The sequence below is a fragment of the Streptomyces sp. NBC_01723 genome (genome assembly GCF_036246005.1).
Taxonomy (GTDB): domain Bacteria; phylum Actinomycetota; class Actinomycetes; order Streptomycetales; family Streptomycetaceae; genus Streptomyces.
This window is the reverse complement of the sequence record NZ_CP109171.1, coordinates 7,170,556-7,196,060: the sequence shown is the minus strand read 5'-3', so window position 1 is coordinate 7,196,060 and position 25,505 is coordinate 7,170,556. Positions and strand designations below refer to the sequence as shown.

The window sequence follows — 25,505 nt, the reverse complement described above, 5'->3', positions numbered from 1 at the left end:
AGACTCGTGAGAGCTCCGCGACCTGCAACTCCGCGTCCGCACCGAGCAACAGACGCCCGAATGGAAGACCCGCTACGCGGTTCGCTCCGGAGTGGAGGGCACGGTCAACGAGTTCACCCACGGACACGGAATGCGACGCTGTCGCTACCAAGGACAGAGAAAGACCCACATCCAGCACGTCCTGACGGCCATCGCCGTCAACATCGAGCGCCTCAGCGGACTGCCACCAGCCGAAGAAGCACTCACGCGCCGCCGACCAACTGCCTTCCAGAACTACCTCGACCAGCGTGAGATACCCCGCACGAAGTCCTGGCGAACCCTGGGCAGCTGACCTCAGCACCTCCAAGATCCCCGACAGAGTCAAGCTCACCGTCGGCGGCGTTGCGCCGGAGGTGTTCCTGTCGGAGACGGCGAGCTGTCGCGGCGTCGACGTTCACCGGTCTGGGGCGGTGTCCGTTGGTTGGCTGTGGCCCACTGTTCCTGTCCCTGTCCAGCGGAAGCAGCCCGGGCCACCTCGGTGTTTGATGGCGGGGTATATGCGGGCGGCAGGTCGGGAGCTTGCCACGGTGTACGAGAATGCGGGTCCTGCCGACGATCGCGGACATACGCTGGGAGTTGATCATTGTGAGCGGCCGGACCTGAAGCTGAATATTCAGGCAGGGGCGGCGTATCGGGCCAGTCGGATTCTTGGCCATACGCGTTTACCAGGTAGACCTGGTGTTCCTCTAGATCCTGCCCTGGTGCGCCGAAGTCAAAGTATTGTGGTGCTCCCTCGGGCCCAGGCCGCCCACTGGGATCGTACAGATACATGTAATCAGCATCCTGCGCAAAACGTAGTTCGGCTCGCCACAGAGCGTCCCTCTCCGGCCGGGACAGATCATTCTCGCCCACACCCGCCGACAACTCGCGCACGTACTGCCCGATCGGAAAATTCTGTCCCCAGCAAGACTCGGTCGCCTCCTGCGGCGTGAACCGGGCGTTATCCCTGCGATCGATGGATCCGCGGGAAAAGCCCTGATTGCTCATATATCCAAAATGGCTAGTAATCGACGTCGCGATGTCGTCGGCCGACCATTCCCGCCCGCTATTATCGGCCCACGGATGTTCGGAGTTGCGAGTCCACGGCATTTTCGCTCCTCAGTGCAATCGTCCAATAGATAATGCTTCTGCTGTTGCGTTGCTCGCCCGCCCCTTCGTCTCTTCGGCCGCGGGGGACCACCCTCGTCAACGTGTCCCACCTCTGAGCGGTTCACCGTTGTGAGTCGATGGCTGAGCTTCTTCGAACTGGCCACCGGTCAGGTGACGGTCCACGCAGCGCAACGAGCAAGGCTTCCGAGCTGTCGATTGAGCTGCCTGACGTCTCAACCACGCCGCTCAGGGGCCTCGTTAGCCTCGATCTTGCGTGACGGTCCGCCGACGGAGTCGGTGGACCGTTTTCGTGCTGTGGGCTGAGGCTGGGCAGGTTGAGGGCCCGAGTGTCGTCTCGGATGGACGCCGGGTTCCACTGCTCCGGCCGGAGGGTTCTCTCGTAGGGGCGGATGAATCCGCTGCTCATCCCGGGTTCGGCAGGAGTGCGAGCCGTTCGAGGGCGGCAGTGATGTGACTGGTCCAGGGCCAGTGCTGGGCCAGGCGGAGGATTTGCCGACGGCCGGTGGTCACGAGCTGTCCGGCCGTGGTGAACAGGCGGAGCCGCAGGCGGCGAGGTTCCCAGAGACGGGCCTTGCCGGTCAGGGCGAGCATCGGCATCCAGGCCAGCAGGTCGAGAGCGATCTGCACGATCTCCAGCCAGATCCGGTTCTGGGCCGTGCGGTGCAGAGGAAGATTCCGCAGGCCGGTGGCCCGGGCGGCCCGGATGCGGTCCTCGGCCCGGGCCCGCAGCCGGTGACGGAGCTCGAGCTCGGCGATCGGCCGGCCCGAGGTGTTGGTGGCGAAACAGGTCAGCCGCATGCCGTCCGCGTCCGTGAGCCTCAACTGGGCCCCGGGGTGCGGTCGTTCCTTCCTGACGATCAGCCGCATGTCCTTGGGCCAGCCGTCCAGAACGTCGCCGGTGAGTTCAGCGACCCAGGCGCCGTCGCGGATCTCGCCGCCGGTCTCGATGGCCGCCGTCCAGGCCGAGGCCGGAACCTTCAGCACGTGCTGGTGGATCGCGTCGGTGATCACCATGCCGACCGAGTAGGACAGCCACCGTCCCCGCTGGGCGAGCCATGCGACGAAGTCGTGAGTGCCGCCCGCGGAGTCAGTGCGGATCAGGGTCCGGCGCCCACGCCGGTACTTCTTCGGCAGCTGGGCCAGCGCCAGTTGGGCGGCGGTGACGTGGTCGGACGCGGTGTTCGAGCCCGCGTTTCCTGGTCTGAGCAGGGCCGCGACCGGTTCCCCCGTGCCGCCCGGTCCGTGGTCGACGAAGCCCATCAGCGGGTGATGGCCGTAGGTCCGCTTCCAGGTGGGTGCGGCGTCCTCCTTGTCCGAGTGCGCGATCACCAGCACCCCGTCGAGGTCGACGGTCACCGCCCCGCCCGCATCAGGCGCTGCCCGTCCGGCCAACCGCCAGGCACGTTGACGGACTTCAGCCCGCGCGGAACGGATGGCCCGCAGGGCCTTCTCCCCGGAGGCTGCGAGGGTGTCGATGAGGCGGGAGACCGTCGGGTCGGAGGCGACCGGCCCGAACACGGCCGGCTCGGCCCGCAGCATGCCGATATCCGCCAGGCAGTCCCCGCCCATCGCGACTGCCAGCGCGAGGTCCAGGAGGATCTTCCCGGGATCGTGGACGGCCCGCGGCTTCCGCCAGGGCGCCAGGGCTGCGGATATCGCCTGGTCAAGGCCCGTCTTGCGGACCGTCTCCAGCAGCAGGACCGCACCGGCCTGCGAGACCACCTGCCGACCGTCTCCCTGGACACGGACACGCGGGTACGACGAGATAGGCTCTCTCACCTGGAAAGTGCTCTTTTCCTTGCAGCCAACAGGACCCTCAGCAAGTCCTATCGTTGCAGGTCAAGGGCACTTTCCGTGTTTCTGATCATCTCTTGGACAGCCCACCTCGCGAAAGCGCGAGGTTAGGGCGGTGGGGTTGCGAACATCGATGACGAGGCGGTCTTCGCTGCGATCATCTACGTGCTGGTCAGTGGCTGCGCCTGGCGAGCCCTGTCGCCGTGCTTCGGGGCGTCGAAGCCGACGGTGCATCGCCGGTTCCTCATCTGGTCCCGGCCCGGGGTGTGGGGGCAGCTGCACCAGAAGGTACTCCAGCTCCTGGACGGCAAGGACCTCATCGACCTCTCGCGCGCGGTCCTCGACTCGGCCCATGTCCGCGCTAAAAAAAAAGGGGGGTGAACTTGCAGGTCCGAGCCCCGTGGACCGGGGTAAGCCCGGTTCCAAGATGCATGTCCTGTCGGATGCGAACGGACTGCCCTACGCGTCGGACTCTCCGCGGCCAACACCCATGACAGTCTCGCTCTGAAGCCGATGGTGTCCCATTTCCACATGGGACACGAATCCCATGCGAACGATTCCAAGCCTCAACGCCTTCATGCTGACAAGGCGTCCGACGTGCCTCACCTGCGGCGATGGCTATGGGGCAAGCACATCGGCGTCCGCATTGCCCGCAAGGGAGTGGAGTCCAGCGAGCGACTCGGCCGCCGGAGGTGGGTCATCGAACGCACCATGTCCTGGCTGACCGGCTACCACCGGCTCAATCACCGCTACGAGCGGGAACCAGGCAACTACCTGGCGTTCCTCGGACTCGCCGCAGCCCTCTGCTGCTACAAACGGCTCCGAAACCTGACCATGTAGGACACGGTCTTAGACCGTGTCCTACGTGGTGATCGCTCGTTGGGCTGTCTATGGGGCGGGGTACGTGGAGTTGGATTGTTCCGGACGGGCTGTGGGAGATCGCCGAGCCGCTGATCCCGCCGTCGAAGGTGCGACCGCAGGGTGGCGGAACGCAGGACACACCTGATGAGACGCTGTTCGCGGCGATCATCTACGTGCTGGTCAGCGGTTGCGCCTGGCGGGCTCTGCCGCCGTGCTTCGGGATATCGAAGTCGACTGCGCACCGCCGGTTCCTGATCTGGTCCAGAGCCGGTGTCTGGGGCCGTCTGCACGAGGCCGTACTGCACCGGCTCGACGACGCCGGCCTGATCGACGTCACCCGCGTCGTACTCGACACCGCCCACGTCCGGGCCAAAAAGGGGGCGAACACACAGGTCCGAGCCCCGTGGACCGGGGCAAGCCGGGTTCCAAGATGCACATCCTGTCGGACGCGAACGGCCTGCCCCTCGTTGTCGGTGTCTCCGCCGGCAACACCCACGACAGCGAAGGACTGAAGCCGATGGTGGAGGGTCACCAAACGAGACACGACCCCCATCGCGACCGCCACTTCAAGCCCCAGCGCCTGCACGCCGACAAGGCGTACGACATCCCCCACCTGCGGAAATGGTTACGCGGCAAGCGCATTGGCGTCCGCATCGCCCGCAAGGGCATCGAGTCCAGCGAACGATTACTGAGGTTTTCAGGGCGGGGTCGGTGGGGTGATGGCCAGACCTGTGGCGGTCAGGCAGCCGTCGACCAGGTGGGGTCGGAGCTGGATCCTGCGTAACTCGCGGCGAAGGGTGCGGTCGAGGTCGGCGGATGTGTCGAAGGCGGTGTTGGCCATCGCCCTGCGTACCAGCGACCAGACGGCCTCGACGGGATTGAGGTCGGGTGCGTAGGGCGGGAGGCGGACGGTGGTGAGCCAGTCGTGGTCGGCCTCGTACTGCTTCAGCCCGGTGGCCAGGTGGGTGTTGAGGTTGTCCCAGACCACCACGATCGGGCCGTCGAGCTGGAGGTGTGCGCGGACCAGGAGGTCGCGGTAGTCCTGCCAGGAGAGGCTTTTGCGTGCGCCCTTGAGGCGGAGGTGAGCGCGGGGCCGGTGGATGAGGCGGCTCTTCTCGCCGGGTTTGTAGCAGCACAGTGCGGCGATGGAAGTCCGGCGGCGGGACCTGCCGCGGACGCGGATGACGGGGGTGTGTCCGCGTCGGCCCCAGGTGTGGGCACGGGGCGGGGTCATCGAGAAGCCGGCCTCGTCCTCGAAGACGATCCAGGCACCGGACGCCGCCGCGAGTCTTTTACCTGCGGCCACACCTCCCTCTTCCACAGCTCCACCGCATGCTCGTCGCGCTCGAGTGCTCTGCGGGCGGGTGCCTGCCAGGACCAACCGTGCCGTTTCAGCAGCCGCCACACCGTCGCCACCGACAGGCTCACCCGCAGACGCCGGCGGATCACCGTCTGCACCCGTGTCAGGGTCCAGCGTTCGTCTTCGAAGCCGTGTACGGCCGGCCCCTTGCCGAGTTCTTCCTCGAGCACGGCGAACTGGGCGTCTGTGACGGTCGGGGAGTTCGCCGGACCCGCCGAGCGCAGGGCCTCCATGCCGCCCTCGCGCCAGGCACGACGCCAGCGCTCCACCGACCGCACACTCACCCGCAGATCCTTCGCGATCGCCGCCGTCTTCTCGCCCGCCGCGAACCTCTCGCCGGCCTGAAGCCGGATCCCCTCACGAAAGGCCCGCCGCTCAGCGGTCAAGCCCCCACCCTCCGGATACCTCACACCAACGGCATACCGCAGGGGCCATCAGCCGTCACTACCCGACGACAACCCGAAATCCTCAGTAGGACGCCGACGCTGGGTCATCGAGCGCACCATGTCGTGGCTGTCCGGCTACCGCAGACTCAGCCCGCGGTACGAGCGCGACCCCCGCAACTACCTGGCATTTCTCGGCCTAGAGGTTGTCCCGTATGGAGTGTGAGTTATCCAGTGAGGGCCAGGTTGTGCAGTCGGGCGATGCCGAGCATGGCCTGGTGAACTCCGTCGCCCTTGAGTCGGCAGTCCCGCAGGATCTTCCAGTTCTTCAACCGCGACAGGGCGTGTTCCACGCGCGCTCGTGCCCGGCGATGGACGGCGTTCTCTGCCTCCTGCGAGGGGCTGAGGTGGCTCTGGCCTCGTCGTTTGCGGTGCGGGATCAGGAGGCCGGTGCCTTGGTAGCCGCCGTCGGCAAGGGTCGGGGCGCCGCGGCAGGCCCGATCGATGCCGGACTCGGTGAAGGCCCGGCAGTCGTTGCGGCTGCCGGGCAGCGGGAGACCGATGGCCACGACCAGGCGGCTGTTGGCGTCGATGACGACCTGCAGATTGGTCGAGTACCGGTAGTTCTTGCTGGACGCGGCGACACTGCGGTCGCGGGTGGGCACCAGAGTGCCGTCGACGATGTAGACGGTGTCCTTGCGCGGCCGCCGCGCGGGCGAGATGGCCAGCAGCGGTGCGAGATGGTCCAAGATGCGGTCGGCAGCGGACTTCGAGACTCCGAACAACGGCGCCACCTGCCGCAACGTGAGGTTCGTGCGCCAGTACGTCGCCACCAGCAACACCCGGTCTTCGAGCGACAGCCGCCATGGCCGGCCACGCTGAACGTCGCCACCTCGGCGCCGTACCAGTGCCACCAGCCTCGCAAACTGCACCTCGGTCAGACCCGCAAACGGCTCGATCCACTTCGGATCATCTGCTGAGATCACCCCACCCATGCCCGACCAACGCACCAGCAGCACCACCGGTTACGGGACAACCTCTAGCCGCCGCCCTCTGCTGCTACAAACGACTCATCCGCCTCACCACGTAGGACACGGTCTTACTGGCTCTGACAAAAGCTGCTGATCATGAGGCTGTCGGCCTCTCTGCTCGTATGTCTGGGCATGGGAAACCGTCAGTCGCGGCCGTGGATCGTGTCGGATGAACTGTGGTCGCTGGTCGAGCCGTTGCTGCTCTTCGACCGCAGCTCGTTCAGCAGCAGCTGGTGGAGCTGGTCCCAGACGCCGGCCTCGTTCCAGGCCGCGAGGCGCCGCCAGCAGGTCATGCCCGAGCCGAAGCCGAGTTCCTGGGGCAGGTACTCCCACTGGATACCGGTGTGCAGGACGAAGAGGATCCCGCACAGGGCCTGGCGGTCCGGCACCCGCGGTCTGCCCTCGGCCTTCTTCGGACCCGGCTTCGGCAACAACGGCCCGACCAGCGACCACAGTTCATCCGACACGATCCACGGCCGCGACTGACGGTTTCCCATGCCCAGACATACGAGCAGAGAGGCCGACAGCCTCATGATCAGCAGCTTTTGTTAGCCTCGCGCTTTCGCGAGGTGGGTTGTCCAAGAGATGATCAGAAACACGGAAAGTGCCCTTGACCTGCAACGATAGGACTTGCTGAGGGTCCTGTTGGCTGCAAGGAAAAGAGCACTTTCCAGGTGAGAGAGCCTATCTCGTCGTACCCGCGTGTCCGTGTCCAGGGAGACGGTCGGCAGGTGGTCTCGCAGGCCGGTGCGGTCCTGCTGCTGGAGACGGTCCGCAAGACGGGCCTTGACCAGGCGATATCCGCAGCCCTGGCGCCCTGGCGGAAGCCGCGGGCCGTCCACGATCCCGGGAAGATCCTCCTGGACCTCGCGCTGGCAGTCGCGATGGGCGGGGACTGCCTGGCGGATATCGGCATGCTGCGGGCCGAGCCGGCCGTGTTCGGGCCGGTCGCCTCCGACCCGACGGTCTCCCGCCTCATCGACACCCTCGCAGCCTCCGGGGAGAAGGCCCTGCGGGCCATCCGTTCCGCGCGGGCTGAAGTCCGTCAACGTGCCTGGCGGTTGGCCGGACGGGCAGCGCCTGATGCGGGCGGGGCGGTGACCGTCGACCTCGACGGGGTGCTGGTGATCGCGCACTCGGACAAGGAGGACGCCGCACCCACCTGGAAGCGGACCTACGGCCATCACCCGCTGATGGGCTTCGTCGACCACGGACCGGGCGGCACGGGGGAACCGGTCGCGGCCCTGCTCAGACCAGGAAACGCGGGCTCGAACACCGCGTCCGACCACGTCACCGCCGCCCAACTGGCGCTGGCCCAGCTGCCGAAGAAGTACCGGCGTGGGCGCCGGACCCTGATCCGCACTGACTCCGCGGGCGGCACTCACGACTTCGTCGCATGGCTCGCCCAGCGGGGACGGTGGCTGTCCTACTCGGTCGGCATGGTGATCACCGACGCGATCCACCAGCACGTGCTGAAGGTTCCGGCCTCGGCCTGGACGGCGGCCATCGAGACCGGCGGCGAGATCCGCGACGGCGCCTGGGTCGCTGAACTCACCGGCGACGTTCTGGACGGCTGGCCCAAGGACATGCGGCTGATCGTCAGGAAGGAACGACCGCACCCGGGGCCCAGTTGAGGCTCACGGACGCGGACGGCATGCGGCTGACCTGTTTCGCCACCAACACCTCGGGCCGGCCGATCGCCGAGCTCGAGCTCCGTCACCGGCTGCGGGCCCGGGCCGAGGACCGCATCCGGGCCGCCCGGGCCACCGGCCTGCGGAATCTTCCTCTGCACCGCACGGCCCAGAACCGGATCTGGCTGGAGATCGTGCAGATCGCTCTCGACCTGCTGGCCTGGATGCCGATGCTCGCCCTGACCGGCAAGGCCCGTCTCTGGGAACCTCGCCGCCTGCGGCTCCGCCTGTTCACCACGGCCGGACAGCTCGTGACCACCGGCCGTCGGCAAATCCTCCGCCTGGCCCAGCACTGGCCCTGGACCAGTCACATCACTGCCGCCCTCGAACGGCTCGCACTCCTGCCGAACCCGGGATGAGCAGCGGATTCATCCGCCCCTACGAGAGAACCCTCCGGCCGGAGCAGTGGAACCCGGCGTCCATCCGAGACGACACTCGGGCCCTCAACCTGCCCAGCCTCAGCCCACAGCACGAAAACGGTCCACCGACTCCGTCGGCGGACCGTCACGCAAGATCGAGGTTAGAGCCAGTTAGTCTTCTGAGTCAGGAGGCAGGCGTGGGCTTTGCGGTGCCGGGTCATCCTGGCCTGTGCGACTGGCGCGTCCAACAAGGACGTGGCCGCACAGCTCGGTTCGACACCGCATGCGGTGGGCCGCTGGCGGAGGCGGTTCGTCGGGCACCGGATCGCCGGGCTGGGTGACGTGCCGCGCTCTGGCGGGCCCCGGACGGTCACCGACGAGCAGGTCGCTGCGGTGGTGAAGCGGACGCTGGAGACCGCGCCGAAGAACGCCACGCACTGGTCGACGCGGGCGATGGCCACGGAGACGGGTCTGTCGCAGTCGACCGTGTCGCGGATCTGGCGGGCCTTCGGCCTGCAGCCGCACCGCACCGCACCGCACCGCACCGAGACGTTCAAGCTGTCGACGGACCCGTACTTCGTCGACAAGGTCCACGACGTGGTCGGCCTCTATCTGGACCCGCCCGAGCGGGCCTTGGTGTTCTGTGTCGACGAGAAGTCGCAGATCCGGGCCCTTGACCGGTCCCAGCCGGTGCTGCCGATGATGCCCGGCGTCCCGCAGCGGGTCACCCACGTGCGCGCGGGCACCGCCACGTTGTTCGCCGCACTGGAGGTGGCCACGGGGAAGGTGATCGGCTCCCTGCACCGCCGGCACCGTGCCGAGGAGTTCAAGAAGTTCCTGATCAAACTCGACCGGGAGGTGCCGGCGGGCCTGGACGTGCATCTGGTGCTGGACAACTACGCCACCCACAAGACCCCAGCCATCAAAACCTGGCTGCTGGCCCACCCCCGCTTCCACCTGCACTTCACGCCTACCGGCTCGTCCTGGCTCAACCTGGTCGAGCGGTGGTTCGCCGAGCTGACGAACAAGCAGATACGGCGAGGCGTCCACAGAAGCGTCCAGGCGCTGGAGAAGGACATCCGGACCTGGACCGCCGCATGGAACACCGATCCCAAGCCCTACATCCGGACGAAGACCGCAGACGAGATCCTCGAACGCCTCGCCAGCTATCTGAACAGAAATCCTGACTCAGAAGACTAGATCGCGCCGCCGATAATCGGCCGACCGTCAGGGCGGTGCCGTAGCACCGTTGGTCGAGGTGGCCGGTGCGGTAGCCGAACAGTCGACGACCCCTTATCAGCAAAGGCATCGGGTCACGCGGCTTGGAACGAGCCACCGTCGATTCGAAAATCGGCACCAGTGATAAAAGCCGCCTGGTCAGAAACCAGGAACGAGACCAGGTCGGCAACCTCGACGGGGGTTCCAGGGCGGCCGATTGGGATGCTGCCTATCCACTTTCGCAGCATCTGTGTCCTGGGATCATCCGAGACCGGCTCGGCCAACAGCGCGGAGATGGCGTCATTGACGACCAGGCCCGGTGAGATCCGGTTCACTCGAACGCCACGAGGGGCAAACTCGTTCGCCAATGCCTTGCTGTAGGTCGAGAGTGCGGCCTTGGCCGTCTCGTACGGCGCATTGGGTCCGATCGGGAGGTGGGCGCCCACAGACGTGACGTGGACAATCACTCCGCCGCCGCGTGCAACCATCCCGGGAAGTACAGCACGGTCCAGACGAACCGAAGCCAAGAGATTTAGACTCAGCGCTTGATCCCAAAGAGCGTCGGAAGTGGAGAGCAGGCCGTCCGATGGCTGGGCTCCGCCACCGGCGTTGTTAACCAGTACGTCGATCCCACCCAGCAGGTCGGTCGCGGCAGATACCACCTCAGTGCATCCTTCGGCCGTACTGAGGTCAGCCGGCACGAACTTCACCGAGTGCGGGAGACGAGTGTCAGGAGCGCTCCGGGCGACAGCAACGACGGCGGCCCCGGAGGCCGCCAGCCGGGCGGCGACAGCACGCCCGATCCCTTTACTGCCTCCAGTGATCAGTACGCGTCGACCGACTAGTCCACCGAACTCGGTAGAGAGCGTGGCAGTGGGTTCAGACATGGGATTCCTCTCGGAGAAGGCTGCCGTGCTGGGCTCAAGGGGTAGAAACCATTGGCAAGATCCGCTTCGCGATGCGGGCTGCGGTGGTGGCGGACAGCAACCTGCCGAAGATGAAGGCCAGGGCCGCGTTACCAGCCCATCCACGACAGCGGGACGACCGTCGCCGAGCGTGGCCAAGGCCGTCCGAGCCACGTCCTCAGGCTGACGCCTGCCCAGAGATGACGACGTGCCCATCGCTGTCTCAGTGGGCCCCGGGCAGACTGCCACGACACGCACGCCCGTACCACTGGTCTCCGCCCACACCGCCTGGGTAAAGGAGAGGACGAACGTTCTGGAGGCCGCGTAGGCTGCCATGTAAGGGGTCGGCTGGTAGGCGCCCGTACTGGAAATGTTGATCACTGATCCGCGACCGCGCCGCATACCCGGAAGCAGCCATGCAGTCAGTCCGGCGAGAGCCCCGACATTAACCTCCAGCATCGCGCGCACCTGCGCCGGATTACTGTCGCCAAGGACACCAACCATGCTGGTGCCCGCACTGTTGACCAGCATCTCAACCTCGACCCCGGCTTCGTCGAGCCACTCGGCTACCAGACGGGGCGACTCTCGGTCAGCGAGGTCAAGGGGCGAGGTAAACACGTCAACGCCGTACCGGGCCCGTAACCGTGCCGCCATCGACTCCATACGGTTGAGGTCCCGGGCCACCAGCACGAGATGTGCACCATACTCAGCTAACAGCTCCTCGATCGTGGCTCCGATACCACTCGTGGCACCGGTCACCACCGCGGCCCGGCCCTCCACCTCTCCTGCGGTCGTCATGCCCGCAACGTTAAACTTTCACATCAGTGTCAATGTCAACACCGGAGAACCGTAATGAGGATCGGACAACTCAGCGAAGCTACCGGGGTAAGTACCCGATCCCTGCGCTACTACGAGGAACAGGGCCTACTTCACAGCTACCGCCAGGCAAATGGCTACCGGCAGTACACATCTGACGCGGTGGAGCAGGTCGCTTTCATCCAGGACCTCTTCAGCGCCGGCCTATCCTCGCAGATCATCCGCGAGAGCCTTGAACTGCTCGTACGCACCCCTTCCGGCCCAGCTTGTGCCGCCCTCCTCAGGCGTGTCCGTGAGATCCGCAACGAACTCGCCCGACAGGAACAACGCCTGACAGCACGCCGGAAAACTCTCGATAGCTACCTCGCAGGCCACAGCACACCGCGCGGCATGACAACCCCGATGGAAGCGGCGCGTCCCGAATAGTTCCCCGTCACAGGGGTCGTCAGGCCAGGGTCTTTGCATGAAAGCGATCGGTCCGGGCTCGGTGTGGTGATCCGTGACGTGCCGTCATGTCTTGGTCTGGGACCGGTAGCAGAGCAGGCACGGCGCCGGTGATCATGTGGTTGTCGAGACCCATGAGAACCGAGCGAGACCGTGCCTGCCCCTGTATCATCTCCCGTGCCCTGCGCGCTGGACCAACTGGCCCGCGCTGAAGCCTCCGCGCCCGTTGCCAATGCCGTGCGCCTGCACCACTACCTGACCCTCGTACCCGACCCGAGGGGTCGCCGGGGCCGCCTGTACCCGCTGGTCCCGCTGCTGTCGGCCGCCGCGACGAGCGTCCTGGCCGGTGCACGGTCGCTGACCGCGATCGGTGAACGGCTCGCCGACGCTCCGCGCTGGGCGTTGCGAGCCCTGGGCTTCGCGCCCGACCCGCTGACCGGCCGGATCCCGGTGCCGCACCCGGGCACCGTGCGCCGGCTGCTGGCCCGTCTGGACGGTGACGCGCTGGACGCCGCGATCGGCTCCTTCCTCACTGCCCGCAATACCGCCGCCGGGGCCGGGCTGCAGCCGATCGCCGGGGACGGCAAGACCGTACGCGGCTCGCGCACCGCCACCTCGCCGGCCATCGCCCTGCTGGCCGCCATGACCCACACCGGAGACGTCCTCGCCCAGCGCCAGGTCGCCGACAAGAGCAACGAGATCCCCGCCTTCGCACCACTGCTGGACACCCTCGACCTGACCCACACGGTGATCGCCGCCGACGCCCTGCACACACAGCACCTACCTGCGCGAGCGCGGCGCCCACTACATCTCCCACGTCAAGGTCAACCACCCCGGCCTCTTCGACGGCGTCCGCCGTCTGCCCTGGCGCGAGATCACCCTCGACCACTACGAGCGCACCCGCGCCCACCACCGCCAGGAGATCCGCAGGCTCAAGACGGCCGCCTTCGCCCACATCGACTACCCCGATGCCCAGCAGGCTCTCCAAGTCGTGCGCTGGAGACGGGATCTCACCAGCGGCAAGCTCACCATCGAACGCGTCTACCTGATCACCAGTCTGCCGCCCGGCGTAGCCACCGGCGCCCAACTCGCTGCCTGGATCCGCGGCCACTGGACGATCGAGAACCTGCTGCACCACGTCCGCGACCGCACCTTTCGCGAGGACGACTCCAAAATCCGCGCCGCTGCCCTGCCTCGCACCATGGCCAGCCTGCTCGCCATCAGCGTCCACCGGCAGGACGGCCACACCAACATCGCCGCAGCCCTCCGCCAGACCGCCCGCGACCGCCTCCGACCCCTGACCGCCCTCGGCCTCACCGGATGAACCCGGACAAGATCACTTCACGCGAACACCCTGCATCGACCAGCCGATCTCACCGCTCAATACCCTGCTGGTCGAGGTGAGCTGAGCTGACGCCGACCGCTATGACAGGCTAGATCAGACGAACGCTAACCCTCCCTGAACCCTTACTACTTCAGCAGCGGTTCGTGTTCTGAGCTGCGTTTTCGGTAGTGGCAGCGGCGGGCGACGGCCTGGCGGTGTCTTCTCCAGGCCGACCACTTCAGTGCGTGGGTGACGGGGTCGTGGTCGGTTCGTGGGTGGGGCAGGAGAGTGTCCAGGAGTCGCCGGATTTCTGCCACGGTGAGCGGGACGAGGGCTGATCCGTTTCTGCAGCCCCTTTGAGGCCTCGCCGGCCTGGGCGGCGAGTGCGGTCAGGACGGCGTGGGCGAGCATGGCCAGGGTGATGTGCCGGTACCAGCCGGGATGGCGGCGGACCTCGTAGTGGTCGGGGCCGCATTCGTTCTTGGCGGCCTGGAAGCACTCCTCGATCGCCCAGCGGGAGCCGGCCACTCGGGCCAGCTCGGCGATCTCGACGCCGACGGGGGCGTAGGCCAAGTAGTAGGCCACCTCTTCGGGATAGGACAGGCTGCGGCGGGCCATCACCCAGCGGTGATGGGGCGGCGGGTCGGGGTCGAAGACGAGGTTGGCGGGCAGCTCGGCCGCGGCCCGGTCGTAGACACGCGGGCCCTTCGCTCCGTCGCCGCAGGAGAGTCTCTGCCAGGCATCGGCAGGGGCGTCCTCGATGAGCTGGTCGATGCGCCAGATGCCTGCCAGGGACTTGATCTGCTGCGACTTGGGCACCGCCACCACATAGCCGACGTCGCATTGCTCGAGCAGGCGGCGGAAGTGCCAGTCCTGCCCGTAGGCCTCGTCCGCGGTGAACCACGTGGCGGGCAGACCCGCACCGAGGCACCGGCGGACGATGTCCCGGGCCAGTTCACCCTTGGTCGCAAACGCCCGCTCATCAGGGATTTGCGCCGCCCGGCAGCGGTCGCGGTCGGACGTCCAGGCTTTGGGCAGGTAGAGCTCGCGGTCCACCAGGGCCCGGCCCGAGCCGGTGGCGTAGGCGGCGAACACCCCGATCTGGCAGTTGTCGATCTTTCCCGGAGTGCCGGTGTACTGCCGGCCCACCCCGGCCGACGTGGTGCCCTTCTTGATGAACCCGGTGTCGTCGATGATCAACACGCCATCGGGGCCGAGACATTCGCCGACGTAGGCACGGACATCGTCGCGCAACGCGTCCGCGTCCCAGACACTGCTGTTCAGCAGCCGCTGGAAGCCGTCCGGCGTGCGGTGACCTGCCCATTCCGCGAGCTGCCAGCCGTTCTTCCGTGCCGCTCGGCCCAGCACACCGCGGACATAGTCCCGCATCCGCCACCGCAGATCCGCCCGAGCGAACCGGCCCGCCACCCGAGCGAACACCGAATCCAACTCCGCAGCCCAGCAACCGACTTCAGTCATCCCCTCCATACCAGGACAACGACAACCACCAGCTCAAGACACGATCCGCTGCTGGAGTACTAAGAGGTCGTTTTCGCCCGATGTTTCATCCCGTAATCGGTTGTTTCATGGCCTTCGTCGGGTCGCGCCAGGAGATGGTGTTCTCGCCGGTGAGGCGGCGGGCCATGAGGTCGGTCATGGCGATGTGGATCACGGCTTCGGAGCGGCTGGAAGGGTTTCGTAGTCACGCGCGAGGCGGCGGTGGAGCATGAGCCAGCCGTACGTCCGCTCGACCGCCCACCGTTTCGGAATCGGGGTGAAACCCCTGTTCCCGGGCTTGCGAGCGGTGATTTCCATGTCGATGCCGAGGGTCGCGGCGTGCTCGACGAGGTGCTGACGGTAGCCGCCGTCGGCCCAGACCTTGCGGATCCCGGGGTGGTCGGCGGTGACCTGATCCAGGAGCCGGGCGCCGGCGATGGAGTCCTGCACTCTCGCCGCGGTGACCAGCACGGCGAGGAGAAGGCCGAGCGTGTCGGTGACGATGCTCCGCTTCCTGCCAACGATCTTCTTGCCCGCGTCGATGCCCTGACCGGAGGCCGGGACGCTGGTCGAGGTCTTCACGCTCTGGGCGTCGATCACGCACGCTGAAGGCTCGCCTTCCCGCCCTTCCTTCTCCCGCAGCAGCTGCCGAAGCAGACCGTTGAGCTGGGCGAACGGGCCTTGACCCCGAATCCTGGACACGGGCTATGCGGCTGGTGTCAGCGTAGTTGGTGTGGGCTGGAGGGTGTTCTCGAAGGCGATCGGTGATCGTTGTCCGAGGCAGGAGTGTCGGCGTCGGGTGTTGTAGCGGTGGAGCCATCGGAAGGCGTCGAGTCGGGCCTCGCGCTCGGTTGGCCAGCTCTTTCGCTCTTGCAGGGTCTCGCGTTTGAAGGTCGCGTTGAAGGACTCGGCGAGTGCGTTGTCCGCGCTGGACCCGACCGCGCTCATGCTTTGTCGGACCCCTGCTGATCTGCAGGCTTCGGCAAAAATTCTGCTGGTGTACTGGGCTCCGTGGTCGGTGTGCATGATCGATCCGGCGAGGCTGCCGCGGGTGTGGACGGCCGCGACCAGGGCGTCGGTGACCAGATCCGTGCGCATGTGGTCGGCGATGGCCCAGCCGGCCAGCCGTCGCGATGCGAGGTCGATGACGGTCGCCAGGTAGCAGAACTTCCCGCCCTCGATGGGCAGGTAGGTGATGTCGCCGACGTACTTCGTGTTCGGAGCCTGGGCGGTGAAGTCGCGGCCGATCAGGTCCAGCGCCCTTGGCCGCTGCCGGGTCGGGGACGGTGGTGCGGTGACGGCGGCGCAACCGGATCCCTTTGATTCCGGACGCCCGCATGATCCTTGCGACGCGTTTGTGGTTGACCGTCTCACCGTGCTCCTCGCGGAGCTCGGCGGTGATCCTCGGCGCTCCGTAGGTGCCGTCCGATTCCTGATGGACCGCCCGTATCCGGACGGCCAGCTTCGCGTCGGCCGCCTGCCGGGCGGCCCGGTCCGCAGCCGTCCGGCGCCAGTAGTAGAAACTGGAGCGGGCGACGCCGAGGATGCTGCAGAGCCGCTTCACGCCGTGGCGGCGCTGGAGGTCGGCGACACACTGGAAGCGGTTCACCAGCGCGTCTCCCCGGCGAAATACTTCGCCGCCTTCCGCAGGATCTCGCGTTCCTCCTCCAGCTCACGGACCTTCTTCCGCAGAGCCGCGTTCTCCGCCTCCAGCGGGGTCGGGGGCTGGGCCGGTTCCGGCGTCCTGCGTCCCCGGGGCCGGCCCACCCCGGCCGCCCGGACCCAGTTCCGCAGCGTCTCCGGGTTGATCCCCAGGTCGGCGGCGACCGACCTGATCGTCGCCTCCGGCCGCGACTCGTACAGCGCGACCGCGTCCGCCTTGAACTCCGGCGGATAGTTCTTCATGACCACGAGATGTCCGTCCTCAGATCCTCAGGATCCAGTGTCTCGTGTGTCCAACATCAGGGGTCAAGGCCCAACACACCCTCGTCCGCCCACTTGGCGAAGTAGCCGTAGACGGTGTTCCCGTGCGGGAAATCATGCGGCAGGTAGCGCCACTGGACGCCGGTGCGATCCACGTACAAGATCGCGTCCATGATGTCGCGCAGGTCGTGTTCGGGCGGCCGGCCGAAGTCCAGCGCCCGGCCGCGGCGCTCAAACCGCCAGGCCGCAAGGACCGGCTTGATCAACTCCCAACGGGCATCGGACAGATCACTCGGATACGGACGTCGTTTCACCATGCTTCCGACGTACCGCTGCGGGCAGAGTGCGCCCAGGCGCACAGCGGCGACAGTCGACGCACACACGGCCGCGAAGACCAGGCATCCTGGGATGAGACAGGATTACGTCTCCTTCTGCCTCATCCGCAACCCCGCCCGCCTCATAGACGCCAGCCGCCTCCGCCACCTCACCTGAACCACGACCCGACACTTCGAGAATTCACTGATAAGCGGGCAGTACAGGTGAAAACGACCTCTAACTGATCGTTTCAGAATGAGGCCGGCAGGGCGGGTGGCAGTCAGTCGTCGAGTCGTTGAAGGATCTGCGTGAACTCGCCTGTCTCGATCAGACCGGCGAGGACCCGGATCATGTTGCTGATGCCAGCGTCGCGGACGATGAGCCCACCCAAGCACCAGAAGTAGCGGCCTCCCAGGGCCTCTCCGCTCTTCGCCCACCGCTTCATCAGGACCTCGACCTGGGCAACAGTGCAGATGGTCGCGCTCCACCGCGAACCATCGGGCAGCCTCACTTCGACGTCGATGTCGTCCACCGTCTCCAGCTCCTCGCCGGCATCCGGGAGGAACGCAGCCTCGAACTGCTCCGTACGGACGCGGTACCAGGGTCCATCCCAGCTGCCCGATGGTGTGCTGTCGCTCATCGAGCGAGTGTGCCGGGCCGATTCACCCTCCTCAACCGCTTTGTTCTGGCACGCTTCCGGCGTGAACAATGATCTTGTGCCCGACGACCTGTGGGAGCGGACAGCCCCGCTGATCCCGGCACGGCCGCCGCGGCGGCACCGGTTTCCCGGAAGCAAGCCGGTCGACGACCGTACTGCGCTGGCCGGGATCGTGTATGTCCTGCGCAAGGGCGTGTCCTGGGCGGACGTCCCGCCCGAACGGATCGGCTGTTCCGGGATCACCTGCTGGCGGCGGCTGCGGGACTGGACCGAGGCTGGGGTATGGCCCCGACTGCACGAAGCCCTGCTCCTCGAACTGCGACGCGCCGACCTGCTGGACATGGACGACTGCTCGATCGATGGCTCTCACATCAGAGCCCTCACAGGGGGCTCACACCGGACCTTCACCAGTTGACCGCAGCCGCCCCGGCAGCAAGCACCATGTGATCGTCGACCGCCACGGCACCCCGCTCGCCGGATCACTGACCGGCGGCAACCGGCACGACGTCACCCAGCTCATTCCGCTCCTGGATGCGATTCCGCGTATCCGGGGCCGCCGCGGCCGTCCTCGCCACAAGCCGAAGCGTCTGTACGCCGACCGCGGCTACGACTTCCGCAAGTACCGCCGGCTCCTGTGGGCCCGCGGCATCGTCCCGAAGATCGCCCAACGCGGCGCCCCGCACGGCTCTGGCCTGGGCAAGACCCGCTGGGTCGTAGAGCGCACGTTCGCGTGGCTCCACCAGTTCAAGCGCCTGCGCATCCGCTACGAGATACGTGCAGACCTCCACGAGGGACTCCTCCAACTCGCCTGCGTCATCATCTGCTTGAGGCGGCTACGCACCGCATTCTGAAACGATCAGTAACTCGCGGGCAGGGGTGATGTCCGCGCAGCTTCCGGGCGCGATCGGGCTGCAGAACAGCAGCCGCCCGCTCCGGTCAGTGTGAGGACCATGGCCTTGACGGCGTTCTGCTTGTTCTTCCCGGAGATGAAGGTGTCCCGGTCTCTACGTCCGGCGGCCGGCCCGTGGGCCCGGATCTCGGTGCCGTCGACGATGCCCGTCTGCCCACTTGCGCCCAGGTGGTCGATGACCTCGGCCAGCGTTCACAGCCGGACGCCGGGGCTGATCGTGCACCCCCGCTCGGCGAGCAACGGCCGCAACTCGCCGATGGCGCGGGTGATAGTGGAACGGCCCACTCCGAACCAGCAGGTCAGCACGTCATGGGTGACTCCGTGGCGGAGATGGTTGGGCGTGGCGAGGAGCCGATCGATGAACACCAGCCGGTGCTTCGCACCGGCACCCGCAGCACTCCTTCGCAGCCGAGAGGCCAGCTTGGCCTGATGACGCTCATGCCACAACGGGCCCAACTCGGCGTCAGCGACCAGCTCTTGAGTAGGTGTAAAAACCCCGTCCGGCCTTACGCCCGAGGTGGCCGGCCTCGACCATGCGGGACAGCAGTGGCGGCGGCGCGTAGAGCGGTTCCTTGAACTCACTGTAAAGGGACTCCGCGACGGCCAGGGTCGTGTCCAGACCGATGTGGTCGGCCAGCGCCAGTGGTCCCGTGGGGTGAGCGCATCCACGCACCATGCCCTCGTCGATGTCGTGGGCTACGGCAAAGCCAGATTCGAACATACGGATGGCGGCGAGAAGGTATGGGATGAGAAGGGAATTGACCACGAACCCGGCACGGTCCTGGGAAACGATGACATGCCGCCCCAGTACGTCAGCGACGAAGTGACGCATGCGCTCCCATGCACTGTCGTTCGTGACCAGGGACGGCACTAGCTCGACGAGATCGAGCACCGGGACGGGGTTGAAGAAGTGCAGGCCCATGACCTGACCCGGTCGCGAGGTCGCAGCACCGAGTCTCATGATCGGTATGGACGACGTATTGGAGGCGAATAGGGCGTCGGGCCTCGCGACAACCCGGTCCAAGGTGGCAAAGATCTCGGTCTTCAGCGCCTCATCCTCGGGCGCCGCTTCGACGATCAGATCCCGGTCTCCGAAGTCGTGGAGATCTGCGGTAAACCTGAGCGCACCCAGAGCCGTGTCATGTTCCTGTACCGTCATCTTGCCCCGCTCGACAGCTCGGCCGAGGGAATGCATAATTCGGCCCCGGCCCGTCTCGAGCGCACCAGTGTCTACCTCGTACACGAGGGTTTCGAGCCCTTTTCGCGCGCAGACTTCGGCGATACCCGAACCCATCAAGCCGCATCCCACGACGCCGACTTTACGTACATCGGACGTTTCCGCGCTCATCGCGTACCTCCCTGTACGCCGGGCAGGTTGCGTGCCATGACGATGCGCTGGACCTGGTTGGTGCCCTCGTAGATCTGCGTGATCTTGGCGTCGCGCATCATGCGCTCCACCGGGTAGTCACGGGTGTAGCCGTAGCCGCCGAGCAGCTGGACCGCGTCGGCGGTGACCTCCATGGCCACGTCGGAGGCGAAGCACTTGGCGGCGGCGCCCTGGAAGGTGAGGTCGCCGTCATCGCGCTCCGACTTCGCGGCCGCGGCGTACGTCAGCTGCCGGGCGGCCTCGATCTTCATGGCCATGTCGGCGAGCATGAACTGGATGCCCTGGAAGTCGGCGATCGGCTTGCCGAACTGCATGCGCTCCTTGACGTAGCCCTTGGCGTAGTCGAGGGCGCCCTGGGCGATGCCGAGGGCCTGGGCGGCGATGGTGATGCGGGTGTGGTCCAGCGTCTTCATCGCGGTGGCGAAGCCGGTGCCCTCCGCGCCGATCATGCGGTCGGCGGGGATGCGGACGTTGTCGAGGTAGACCTCGCGGGTCGGCGAGCCCTTGATGCCGAGCTTCTTCTCCGGGGCGCCGAAGGACACGCCCTCGTCGGACTTCTCCACGACGAAGGCGGAGATGCCCTTGGAGCGCTTGCTCGGGTCGGTGACGGCCATCACCGTGTAGTACTCGCTGACGCCGGCGTTGGTGATCCAGCGCTTGACGCCGTTGAGCACCCAGAAGTCGCCGTCGCGGACGGCCTTGGTCTTCATGCCGGCCGCGTCCGAGCCCGCGTCGGGCTCGGAGAGGCAGTAGGAGAACATGCCGTCGCCCTTGGCGAGCGGGGTCATGTACTTCTTCTTCAGCTCCTCGGAGCCGGAGAGGATCACCGGGAGCGAGCCGAGCTTGTTCACGGCCGGGATGAGGGAGGAGGAGGCGCAGACGCGGGCCACCTCCTCGATCACGACGACCGTGGCGAGCGCGTCGGCGCCCGCGCCGCCGTACTCCTCGGGGACGTGGACCGCGTGCAGGTCGTTCGCGGTCAGGGCGTCCAGGGCCTCCTGCGGGAAGCGGGCCTCCTCGTCCACCGCGGCGGCGTACGGCGCGATCTTCGCCTCGGCCAGCGAGCGGACGGCGTCCCGGAGCATGTCGTGCTCCTCGGACGGGCGGTACACGTCGAAGTCTGACATTCAATCTCCTGTTGATGGCACTCGGTACCCTTATTATGCACATCGAGTGCCACACGCTGCGCTAGCCGATAGGTTCGCCTCATGACTGAGCAGCACGACGAAACGGGCCGGGTCGGCGCCAAGGGCCAGGGAGCCACGGACGAGCAGGAAAAGACGCCCATCAGAGACTTGCTTGTCTCGGCCGCCTTCGACCTTTTCGCGGAGCGCGGCTACGAGAGCGCGACCGTCGATGACATCGTGCGGCGCGCCGGCGTGGGGCGCCGCTCCTTCTTCCGGTATTTCCCCACCAAGGAAGAGGTGGTCTTTCCCGACCACGAGCGGGCCCTGTCCGACATGGTCCAGTACCTGGAGGAGGGGGCTCAGGACCCGGACCCGGTGGGCCGGGCGTGCGGCGCGGCCAGGCTCGTCATGCGTATGTACGCCGAGAACGCCGAGTTCTCGGTAAAGCGTTACGCTCTGACCCGCAAGGTCGCGTCGCTGAAAGCCCACGAGACGTCCGTGGTGCGGCGCTACGAGCGTGCGCTTGCGACCTACCTCAAGCGCCGCTTCGCCACCCTGCCGGACGGCGAAGTCCGCGCTTACACGGTGGCGGCCAGCGTCGTGGCAGCACACAACTTCGGCCTGCGCGCCTGGCTCCGCTCTGGCGCCTGCGGCAACGCAGCCATCGGCGTGGACCAAGCCCTCGACCTGGTCCATCGCACCTGGAACGACACTGGTGAAACACTCGTGCTGGTCGCTAGGAGCAGCGTCCCCAGGTGGCAGATCATGCAGCAGATCGAAGAGGCGTGGCAACCAGAATCCGGGAGGGGCTAGCTTCATGGGGGAGGGTACTCAGTACCTTCCCTCTGTGACGGCACTCTCGGAGACGGCGATTGATTAGAGGTCCGCTCGGCCGCCCACCGCTTCGGTATCGGGGTGAATCCCCTGGTCCCGGGGGTGCGGGCGGTGATTTCCATGCCGATGCCCAAGGTGGCGGCATGCTCGACGAGGTGCTGACGGTAGCCGCCGTCCACCCACACCTTGCGGATGCCGGGATGGCCAGCGGCTACCTGATCAAGCAGTTGGGTGCCGGCCACGGAGTCCTGCACGCTCGCAGCCGTGACCAGCACCGCCAGCAGCAGGCCGAGCGTGTCGGTCACAATGCTCCGCTGACGCCCCACGATCTTCCTACCCGCATCCGTGCCCTGACTCGCAGTGCGGACGCTGATGGAGGTCTTCACGCTCTGCGCGTCCATGACGCAGGCCGACGGCTGCGCCCTCCGGTCCTCCTTCTGCCTCACCAACTCCCGCAGCAGACCGTTGAACTGGGCAAACGCCCCTTCCTTCTGCCACTTCGCGAAGTAGCCGTAGACCGTCCCCCAGGGCGGGAAGTCATGCGGCAGGTAGCGCCACTGCACCGCGGTGCGGTCCACGTAAAGGATCGCATTCATGATCTCGCGCAGTTCGTGTTCGGGCGGACGCCCGAAGTCCAGGGCCCGGCCGCGGGGCTCAAAGCGCCAGGCCGCCAGAACCGGCTCGATCAACTCCCAACGGGCATCAGACAGATCACTCGGATACGGACGTCGTTCACTCATGACCTGGGCGTACCGCCGCGAACCGAGTGCGCCCAGGCGTGCGTCTTCGGCCGTGGAAGCACGGCATGGAACCGGGCGTCCTGGAATGAGACAGGCGCACGTCACCTCGCGCCTCCGAGGACACACCATCGGCCCCTCAAGGCTCACTGGCACCTTTCGCCTCACCAGCACCTGACCTCTGCAGCCCCGAAACCCGGCCATATAAACGCAACCAAGGTGAAAACGACCTCTGAAAGAGCGTTTTATCCTGGCAGGGTTGTTTGGCGTTGATTCGCGGGCTGATTCGGCACGGGGTCCTTGGGGCAGATGGGCCTGATGTGGGGCGAGGGATTCGTGTCGTCATTCGACGACCCGTTTTGATTCATTCGCTCCTGTCTGATCCCAACGCGCCCCCGGTTGGCCTCGTTTGCGCCCTGGGGAGGCGGCCGCTCGACGGTACTACCGAAACATGACGCGATACCGCCCGTATCCCAGTGACCTTTCCGGGGCACACTGGGTTGATCGGACCCACACTCACCGCCTGGCGGGCTGAGCGCAGGAGCAAGGGCCTCATCATCGGCCGCCCGCCCGAGCATGACATACGTCGCATAATGAACGTCATCCTCTATGTCGATTGCACTGGTATCCCATGGCGGTATCTGCCGCACGACTTCGCACCGTGGGAGACGGTCTACGGCTACTTCACCGCCTGGCAGAAAGAAGGTGTCCGTGAAGACCTCCAGCAATGTGCCGGCCGTCGGTCAGGGCATCGACGCAGGCAAGGATCGCAGGTCGCAAGCACCATATCGGGGCAGACGCCCTCGACCTGCTCCTGACTGTCTGGGTCACCGCGGCGAGCGTTTCCGACAAAATCGGCGGCATGCATCCGGTGTCCCACCCTCGCTTGACCAAGGCATGGCCCGACACCGGCTACCACACCAAAGCCATCGAGCACGGCGCCCGCCTCGACATCGACGTGAAAATCGTTCAACGCGACCTCGGCATCAAGGGCTTCAAGGTGATCCCGCGACGCTGGGTGGCCGAGCGGACCGTCGGCTGGCTCATGTATCACCGTCGCCTCACTCGCGACTACGAAACCCACCCCCACCGCTCCGAAGCCATGATCCCCCTCGCCATGATCGGCATCATAAGCCGACGCCTCACCCGAGAATCCACCCCGAACTGGCGCGACACCTGAACCTCGAGCCAGACAACCCTGCCAGGACAAAACGCTCTTTCAGGTACCCAGGTCCGGAACCGGCTTACAGTTCAGGCGTCGCGGACAAGGGAGGGGTGGTTGTCTGTGTTCTGGAGGCGGGGCAGGCTCAGCGCCTCTGTCTCTTGGCCGGTTGAGAGGCCGTCGGGTACCCGAAAGCCGGCGGTGCCGCTTGGGAGGGGCCCGGCTGGTGACCGGCCTGGGGACTGGAGAACTGACCGGAACCGGCCGCGGACACCAGATATCTCCCCACTGGGTTCTGCGCCTCGTCCGAGGCAGGCAGAACTCCCGGCAGCGGCACAGCGGCCCCGCTCCAAGACTGTGCAGCCCCCGCACCGGGCAGCCCCAGCCCGGGCTGCACACCGCCGACAACCACACCGGACAAGAAGTCCCGCTCCCGCGGTACCGCCGGGTCGATGTAGTAACCCGCCCCCTGCGGCCGTGGCTTCAGGGGGATCTGCGCATCCGCCAGCACCTTCCCCTCCGCTTCACTGACCACATTCGCAGGTTTGAGGAGATCATGCATCCGTTGCCGGGCTGCTTTCTCCCACGCGAGCGCGTCCTTCCTGGCTGTCGTGGGGAGGTGGCCGAGGGGGACCAGGGCGGGGTACTCCGGCTCGCGGGTCAGGCCGTACAGCCGTGCGATCCCCGTGGCTTTGCTGACATGCGCAGCCGCCCTGGTGTCCTCACTGTGCCGCGCTACCGCCGGGTCGATGTAGTAACCCGCTCCCTGCGGCCGTGGCTTCAGAGGGATCTGCGCATCCGCCAGCACCTTCCCCTCCGCTTCACTGACCACCCTCGCAGGGTCGAGGAGGTTATACATCCGCTTCCGGGCTGCTTTCTCCCACGCGGGCGCGTCCTTCCTGGCTGTCGTGGGGAGGTGGCCGGGGGGGACCTGGGCGGGGTATTCCGGCTCGCCGCTCAGGCCGTACAGCCGTGCGATCCCCGTGGCGTTGCTGACATGCGCAGCCGCCCTGGTGTCCTCACTGTGCCGCGCTACCGCCGGGTCGATGTTGTAACCCGCTCCCTGCGGCCGTGGCTTCAGGGGAATCTGCGCATCCGCCAGCACCTTCATCTCCGCTTCACTGGCCACCCTCTCAGGGTCGAGGAGATCATGCATCCGCTTCCGGGCCGCTTTCTCCCACGCGGGCGCGTCGTTCCTGATCCGCGTGGGGAGGTGGCCGAGGGGGACCTGGGCGGGGTATTCCGGCTCGCGGGTCAGACCGTACAGCCGTGCGATCCCCGTGGCTTTGCTGACATGCGCAGCCGCCCTGGTGTCCTCACTGTGCCGCGCTACCGCCGGGTCGATGTAGTAACCCGCTCCCTGCGGCCGTGGCTTCAGGGGAATCTGCGCATCCGCCAGCACCATCCTCTCCGCTTCACTGGCCACCTTCGCAGGGCGGAGGAGATCATGTATCCGCTTCCGGGCCGCGTTCTCCCACGCGGGCGCGTCCTTCCTGCTCTGCGTGGGGAGGTGGCCGAGGGGGACCTGGGCGGGGTGTTCCGGCTCGCCGCTCAGGCCGTACAGCCGGGCCATCCCCAGAGCGTGCCCTTGAAGGGGAGCCTGCTGATCCATGACATCCT

The 25,505-nt window shown here is 66.7% G+C and carries 14 protein-coding genes and 13 pseudogenes; 12 read left to right on the top strand and 15 right to left on the bottom strand.

Annotation, left to right across the window (positions count from 1 at the left end; genetic code table 11):
• The first annotated feature begins 22 nt into the window (after nucleotides 1–22).
• Entirely contained in the window at nucleotides 23–331 is a 309-nt protein-coding gene (locus OIE75_RS33880; RefSeq protein WP_329474115.1) for a transposase, read from the top strand.
• A gap of 1,220 nt (nucleotides 332–1,551) precedes the next feature.
• On the opposite strand, the gene OIE75_RS33875 is transcribed toward OIE75_RS33880, so the two are convergent.
• Complete coding sequence (locus tag OIE75_RS33875; protein WP_329472111.1) at nucleotides 1,552–2,928, bottom strand: IS1380 family transposase; 1,377 nt, start codon at nucleotides 2,926–2,928, stop codon at nucleotides 1,552–1,554.
• 126 nt (nucleotides 2,929–3,054) lie between these two features.
• Between OIE75_RS33875 and OIE75_RS33870 the strand changes: the two are divergent.
• Together OIE75_RS33870 and OIE75_RS33865 are read left to right on the top strand one after the other, a co-directional pair.
• Nucleotides 3,055–3,783: pseudogene (locus tag OIE75_RS33870) on the top strand (IS5 family transposase); the annotation flags it as partial.
• Between the two features lie 50 nt (nucleotides 3,784–3,833).
• Nucleotides 3,834–4,519, top strand: a pseudogene (locus OIE75_RS33865) (IS5 family transposase); the annotation flags it as partial.
• On the opposite strand, the gene OIE75_RS41620 reads toward OIE75_RS33865, so the two are convergent.
• Nucleotides 4,502–5,574 (bottom strand): IS630 family transposase gene (locus OIE75_RS41620; RefSeq protein WP_443078410.1). Its coding sequence is split into 2 segments (ribosomal slippage): nucleotides 4,502–5,064 and nucleotides 5,064–5,574, totalling 1,074 coding nucleotides; the frame shifts between segments, so codons are not numbered across the junction. The pseudogene OIE75_RS33865 and the gene OIE75_RS41620 overlap by 18 nt on opposite strands.
• Before the next feature lie 61 nt (nucleotides 5,575–5,635).
• On the opposite strand from OIE75_RS41620, the pseudogene OIE75_RS33850 reads away from it, so the two are divergent.
• Nucleotides 5,636–5,773 (top strand): annotated as a pseudogene (locus OIE75_RS33850) (transposase); the annotation flags it as partial.
• 1 nt (nucleotide 5,774) lies between these two features.
• Here OIE75_RS33850 and OIE75_RS33845 read toward each other — a convergent pair.
• Entirely contained in the window at nucleotides 5,775–6,542 is a 768-nt protein-coding gene (locus tag OIE75_RS33845) for an IS5-like element IS1373 family transposase (RefSeq protein ID WP_329474011.1), read from the bottom strand.
• Between the two features lie 242 nt (nucleotides 6,543–6,784).
• Nucleotides 6,785–7,075, bottom strand: a pseudogene (locus OIE75_RS33840) (transposase); the annotation flags it as partial.
• Nucleotides 7,076–7,252: 177 nt separating this feature from the next.
• Between OIE75_RS33840 and OIE75_RS33835 the strand changes: the two are divergent.
• Nucleotides 7,253–8,628, top strand: a pseudogene (locus OIE75_RS33835) (IS1380 family transposase).
• Between the two features lie 201 nt (nucleotides 8,629–8,829).
• Nucleotides 8,830–9,828: pseudogene (locus OIE75_RS33830) on the top strand (IS630 family transposase); the annotation flags it as partial.
• 113 nt (nucleotides 9,829–9,941) lie between these two features.
• Here the strand turns inward: OIE75_RS33830 and OIE75_RS33825 are convergent.
• A complete protein-coding gene (locus OIE75_RS33825) occupies nucleotides 9,942–11,549 on the bottom strand; it encodes an oxidoreductase (protein WP_329473219.1) in 1,608 nt (535 codons plus the stop codon).
• 54 nt (nucleotides 11,550–11,603) lie between these two features.
• On the opposite strand from OIE75_RS33825, the gene OIE75_RS33820 reads away from it, so the two are divergent.
• From OIE75_RS33820 to OIE75_RS33810, 3 genes and pseudogenes are all read left to right on the top strand, one after another.
• The gene (locus tag OIE75_RS33820; RefSeq protein WP_329473218.1) at nucleotides 11,604–11,993 is read left to right on the top strand and encodes a MerR family transcriptional regulator; all 390 of its coding nucleotides are present in this window, start codon (nucleotides 11,604–11,606) and stop codon (nucleotides 11,991–11,993) included.
• 171 nt (nucleotides 11,994–12,164) lie between these two features.
• A pseudogene (locus OIE75_RS33815) lies at nucleotides 12,165–12,479 on the top strand (transposase family protein); the annotation flags it as partial.
• Between the two features lie 316 nt (nucleotides 12,480–12,795).
• On the top strand, nucleotides 12,796–13,335 hold the full coding sequence (locus OIE75_RS33810) for an ISAs1 family transposase (protein ID WP_329474114.1): 540 nt from the start codon (nucleotides 12,796–12,798) through the stop codon (nucleotides 13,333–13,335).
• 351 nt (nucleotides 13,336–13,686) lie between these two features.
• On the opposite strand, the pseudogene OIE75_RS33805 reads toward OIE75_RS33810, so the two are convergent.
• The 5 genes and pseudogenes from OIE75_RS33805 to OIE75_RS33785 all read right to left on the bottom strand — a co-directional run.
• Nucleotides 13,687–14,814 (bottom strand): annotated as a pseudogene (locus OIE75_RS33805) (IS701 family transposase); the annotation flags it as partial.
• 85 nt (nucleotides 14,815–14,899) lie between these two features.
• Nucleotides 14,900–15,516: pseudogene (locus OIE75_RS33800) on the bottom strand (transposase); the annotation flags it as partial.
• 21 nt (nucleotides 15,517–15,537) lie between these two features.
• A pseudogene (locus OIE75_RS33795) lies at nucleotides 15,538–16,743 on the bottom strand (IS3 family transposase).
• Between the two features lie 68 nt (nucleotides 16,744–16,811).
• Nucleotides 16,812–17,072, bottom strand: a pseudogene (locus tag OIE75_RS33790) (transposase); the annotation flags it as partial.
• Nucleotides 17,073–17,350: 278 nt separating this feature from the next.
• A complete protein-coding gene (locus tag OIE75_RS33785; protein WP_329473217.1) occupies nucleotides 17,351–17,710 on the bottom strand; it encodes a hypothetical protein in 360 nt (119 codons plus the stop codon).
• Nucleotides 17,711–17,771: 61 nt separating this feature from the next.
• Between OIE75_RS33785 and OIE75_RS33780 the strand changes: the two genes are divergently transcribed.
• A protein-coding gene (locus OIE75_RS33780; protein ID WP_443078422.1) for an IS5 family transposase occupies nucleotides 17,772–18,579 on the top strand; the annotation gives its coding sequence in 2 pieces (ribosomal slippage) (nucleotides 17,772–18,124 and nucleotides 18,123–18,579; 810 coding nt in all).
• Nucleotides 18,580–18,830: 251 nt separating this feature from the next.
• Here the strand turns inward: OIE75_RS33780 and OIE75_RS33775 are convergent.
• The 3 genes from OIE75_RS33775 to OIE75_RS33765 form a co-directional block, all read right to left on the bottom strand.
• Nucleotides 18,831–19,004, bottom strand: coding sequence for a helix-turn-helix domain-containing protein (locus OIE75_RS33775; RefSeq protein ID WP_329473215.1), 174 nt, complete (start codon nucleotides 19,002–19,004; stop codon nucleotides 18,831–18,833).
• 97 nt (nucleotides 19,005–19,101) lie between these two features.
• On the bottom strand, nucleotides 19,102–19,986 hold the full coding sequence (locus tag OIE75_RS33770) for a 3-hydroxybutyryl-CoA dehydrogenase (protein ID WP_329473214.1): 885 nt from the start codon (nucleotides 19,984–19,986) through the stop codon (nucleotides 19,102–19,104).
• Nucleotides 19,983–21,152 (bottom strand): acyl-CoA dehydrogenase family protein, encoded by a 1,170-nt coding sequence (locus tag OIE75_RS33765; protein WP_329473213.1) that lies wholly within the window; start codon nucleotides 21,150–21,152, stop codon nucleotides 19,983–19,985. The genes OIE75_RS33770 and OIE75_RS33765 overlap by 4 nt, the downstream gene beginning before the upstream one ends.
• 81 nt (nucleotides 21,153–21,233) lie before the next feature.
• On the opposite strand from OIE75_RS33765, the gene OIE75_RS33760 reads away from it, so the two are divergent.
• Nucleotides 21,234–21,965 (top strand): TetR family transcriptional regulator, encoded by a 732-nt coding sequence (locus OIE75_RS33760; RefSeq protein WP_329473212.1) that lies wholly within the window; start codon nucleotides 21,234–21,236, stop codon nucleotides 21,963–21,965.
• A 68-nt stretch (nucleotides 21,966–22,033) separates the two neighbouring features.
• Here the strand turns inward: OIE75_RS33760 and OIE75_RS33755 are convergent.
• Nucleotides 22,034–22,726: pseudogene (locus tag OIE75_RS33755) on the bottom strand (IS5 family transposase); the annotation flags it as partial.
• A 448-nt stretch (nucleotides 22,727–23,174) separates the two neighbouring features.
• Here OIE75_RS33755 and OIE75_RS33750 point away from each other — a divergent pair.
• Nucleotides 23,175–23,903: pseudogene (locus tag OIE75_RS33750) on the top strand (transposase).
• A 127-nt stretch (nucleotides 23,904–24,030) separates the two neighbouring features.
• On the opposite strand, the gene OIE75_RS33745 reads toward OIE75_RS33750, so the two are convergent.
• Entirely contained in the window at nucleotides 24,031–25,497 is a 1,467-nt protein-coding gene (locus tag OIE75_RS33745; RefSeq protein WP_329473211.1) for a hypothetical protein, read from the bottom strand.
• Nucleotides 25,498–25,505: the final 8 nt, after the last annotated feature.

Excerpts from the sequence above, each read along its gene's own strand:
- OIE75_RS33820 (WP_329473218.1), top strand. The coding sequence starts at position 11,604 with ATGAGGATCGGACAACTCAGCGAAGCTACCGGGGTAAGTACCCGATCC.
- OIE75_RS33785 (WP_329473217.1), bottom strand. The coding sequence starts at position 17,710 with ATGAGCGACAGCACACCATCGGGCAGCTGGGATGGACCCTGGTACCGC.
- OIE75_RS33765 (WP_329473213.1), bottom strand. The coding sequence starts at position 21,152 with ATGTCAGACTTCGACGTGTACCGCCCGTCCGAGGAGCACGACATGCTC.
- OIE75_RS33825 (WP_329473219.1), bottom strand. The coding sequence starts at position 11,549 with ATGACGACCGCAGGAGAGGTGGAGGGCCGGGCCGCGGTGGTGACCGGT.
- OIE75_RS33760 (WP_329473212.1), top strand. The coding sequence starts at position 21,234 with ATGACTGAGCAGCACGACGAAACGGGCCGGGTCGGCGCCAAGGGCCAG.
- OIE75_RS33845 (WP_329474011.1), bottom strand. The coding sequence starts at position 6,542 with ATGGGTGGGGTGATCTCAGCAGATGATCCGAAGTGGATCGAGCCGTTT.
- OIE75_RS33770 (WP_329473214.1), bottom strand. The coding sequence starts at position 19,986 with ATGAGCGCGGAAACGTCCGATGTACGTAAAGTCGGCGTCGTGGGATGC.
- OIE75_RS33745 (WP_329473211.1), bottom strand. The coding sequence starts at position 25,497 with ATGGATCAGCAGGCTCCCCTTCAAGGGCACGCTCTGGGGATGGCCCGG.